The organism is Caulobacter sp. D5, from assembly GCF_003185805.1.
GTDB lineage: Bacteria > Pseudomonadota > Alphaproteobacteria > Caulobacterales > Caulobacteraceae > Caulobacter.
On sequence record NZ_QHJY01000454.1, the window covers coordinates 1 to 3,280 of the forward strand.

General features: G+C 68.9%; 2 protein-coding genes. Both read right to left on the reverse strand.

Annotated elements, in window-relative coordinates; all coding sequences use genetic code 11:
* Window positions 1-189: 189 nt before the first annotated feature.
* A complete protein-coding gene (gene pyk / locus DMC18_RS23485; protein WP_110119349.1) occupies window positions 190-1,620 on the reverse strand; it encodes a pyruvate kinase in 1,431 nt (476 codons plus the stop codon).
* 28 nt (window positions 1,621-1,648) lie between these two features.
* Window positions 1,649-3,280: putative glycoside hydrolase (locus DMC18_RS23490; protein ID WP_199232619.1), on the reverse strand; the 1,632-nt coding region annotated here is incomplete at its 5' end.

The following is a 3,280-nucleotide window of genomic DNA, read 5'->3' on the forward strand; positions in this document are numbered from 1 at the left end:
CCTCTCCCATAGGGAGAGGGAGGGGCCCATGCGCAGCATGGGAGGGTGAGGGGTTACACCGTCGGCGGTCCCATCCCTGGAATTCCAGTCAAAAGAAAAGGGGCAAGCCGGCCAGCGGCTTACCCCCCTCACCCTCCCACGCCTTCGGCGCGGGCCCCTCCCTCTCCCTATGGGAGAGGTTGGAAATTGCTACCGTTTGCGCACCGGGAACGGCGCGTGGGTCAGGCGCAGCAGGTTGGCCGCCCCCGGCGCCCCGAAGGGCGTGCCGGCCACGATCAGGATGCGTTCGCCGGGCTTGGCCAGGTCCAGTTCCAGGGCCCGGGCGGCGGCGTCGGTGGTGACGACCTCCAGGCTGTCGGGCTGGGCGCTGACGCGCGGCTCGACGCCCCAGACCAGGGCCATGCGGCGCACGGCCTCGATCTTCGGCGACAGGGCCAGCACCGGCTGCAGCGGCCGCTCGCGAGCCAGACGACGCGCGGTGGCGCCCGTGGTGGTGAAGGCCACCAGGCACTTGGTCGAGCCCGACTTGGCCGCGCCGGCGGCGGCGACCACCAGCACGTCGGCGTCCTCGTCGACATGCGGCTGCTCGGCCTGCATCAGCTCGGGCCAGCGCGGATCGCGCTCCACCCGCTCGATGATGCGGTTCATCATCGCCACCGACTCTTCGGGATAGTCGCCGGCGGCGCTTTCGGCCGACAGCATCACCGCGTCCGCACCCTCGTAGACGGCGTTGGCCACATCCGAGGCCTCGGCCCGGGTCGGGGTCGGCGAGCTGGTCATCGACTCCAGCATCTGGGTGGCGACGATCACCGGGATGCCGCGCTCACGCGCCGCCCGCAGGATCTCCTTCTGCGCCACCGGCACCTCCTCGGGGGCCATTTCGACGCCAAGGTCGCCACGGGCCACCATCACGCCGTCGCAGAGATCCAGGATCGGACCCAGGGTCTGAAGCGCCTGGGGCTTTTCGATCTTGGCCAGCACCGCGGCGCGGCCTTCGACGATGCGACGCAGCTCGGCCATGTCTTCCGGCGCCTGCACGAACGACAGGGCGATCCAGTCGACGCCGAGACGCAGGGCGAAGGCCAGATCCTCGCGGTCCTTCGGCGTCAGGGGCGACATCGGGATGATGACGTCCGGCACCGCCACGCCCTTGCGCTCCGACAGCTTGCCGCCGTTGACGACCGTGGTGTTGGCGTAGCCGGGGCCGGCCTCGTTCACGGTCATCCGCAGCTTGCCGTCGTCGAGCAGCAGGGTCGCGCCCGGCTTCATCGCCGTCAGGATCTCGGGGTGGGGAAGATGAACCCGCGTCTCGTCGCCCGGGGTCGGGTCGGAATCGAACCGGAAGGCCTGGCCGGGCTTCAGCTGAACCGGACCGTCGGCGAACTTGCCGACGCGCAGCTTGGGCCCTTGCAGGTCGGCCAGGATGCCCAGCGGACGACCGACCTCCGCCTCCGCCGCGCGGATGGCGGCGTAGACGGCGGCGTGGGTCTCGTGGGCGCCGTGGCTGAAGTTCAGCCGGAACACGTCGGCGCCGGCCTTGGCCAGCTTGACGATCATTTCCGGTGAGGCCGAGGCCGGACCGATGGTGGCGACGATGCGGGAACGACGCGCGCGGATCATGCGGCCGCTCCTTTGTTATTTTTGGGGGTTATTTGGGACAGAAAGCGTCGCCCTCGTTGGACGCCAACTGGATTTCGGTGAGCGAAATCGTCAGCGGCCCCGAGGTGCTCAGGCCGAACGGAGAGGAAACGTGCGCCATTTGGGCGCCCGCCGCCTGGAAACAGGAAAGTTTGATCTTGGCTGTGCGCCATTCGCTGTTTTTCAAACCTGACAACGTTGACGTTACGTCTAGCCGTCCACCGCAGGATTCGCCACAACCGACAGTCAGATAAACCGGCGCCGTCGGCGCCTTGTCGACCCGCCAGCGCACCATCACCGCCATGTCGCCGGTCGTCTGGCGCGACAGGTCCACGGGCGGCCCCTGCACGGCCAGCAAGCCTTCGCCCTCACCGGTCCAGGTCGCCTGGCGACCGTTCTCCTGGGCGCCGGCGTCGATCGTCTTGACCGCCCCCGCGCCCGAGAAGCTCAGCATCCACGGCGCCGGAACGCGGCCGGCCACGAAATAGCGGTCGACGCTGGCGGCGGTTCCCAGCTCGCCGGCGTTCTCCGACAGCGCCCCGACCTTGGCCGGCTTGGCGTAGCTCAGGCCATAGCCATAGGCGAACTGCGGGTCATAGCCGGGCTGGCCGCGGTTCAGCGGCCCCTGGTCGGCGCGCTTGGGCCAGCTGAACGACAGCTTGCCGGTGAAGTCGCGCCTGGACTTGCCGTCCTTGCCGGCGACCAGCACGTCGGCGACGCCGCCGCCTTCCGAGCCCGGCAGCCAGGCCGCCACGAAGGCGTCCGAGGCATTGATCTCCGGGTTGGTCCACAGCGGCCGCCCCGACAGGAACACCGCCACCACCGGGATCCCTTGCGCCTTCAGCTTCTTCAGCAGCTCCAGATCGGTCTTGCCGTTCGGCTGATAGGCGAGGTTCGCCACATCGCCCTGGAACTCGGCATAGGGGTCCTCGCCGAACACCACGATGGCCACGTCGGGCTTGGTCCCTGAGAACTTGCCGTCCTTGGCCAGGGTCGCCTTGCCGCCGGCGGCCTCGACCGCCTCCTTCAGCCCGCCCCAGATCGACTGGCCGTGCGGGAAGTCGGCGTTGGTGTTGCCCGTGCCCTGCCAGGTCAGGGTCCAGCCGCCCGAGGCCTTGCCGATGTCGTCGGCCGCGCCGGCCACCAGCACGTTGGCTCCTGATTTGATCGGCAGCACGCCGTCGTTCTTCAGCAGCACCAGCGATTTCGCCACCGCCTCACGGGCGACCGCGCGGTGATCGGCCGAGCCCAGGCGGTCGAACTTGCCCTGCACCTGCGGGGCGACGCGGTCGAACAGCCCGGCCTTGACCTTGACCCGCAGGATGCGGCGCACGGCGTCGTCCAGCCGCGCCATCGGAATCTCGCCCGACTTCACCTGCTTCAGGGTGTTCTCGTAGAGGCCCTTCCAGCTGTCGGGGGCCATGTACATGTCCAGACCCGCATTCATCGCCTGCGGGCACGAGACGTTCGAGCAGCCCTGAAGCTGGCCGTGGGCGTTCCAGTCGCTGACCACGAAGCCTTCGAAGCCCAGCCGGCCCTTCAGTACGTCGGTGATCAGGGTCTTGTTGCCGGTGATCTTCTGGCCGTTCCAGCTGGAGAACGAGGCCATCACCGTCAGGATGCCGGCGTCGATGCTGGGCGG

What these genes read in the sequence shown, in the direction of transcription:
- pyk (WP_110119349.1), bottom strand. Translation starts at nt 1,620, where the DNA reads ATGATCCGCGCGCGTCGTTCCCGCATCGTCGCCACCATCGGTCCGGCC.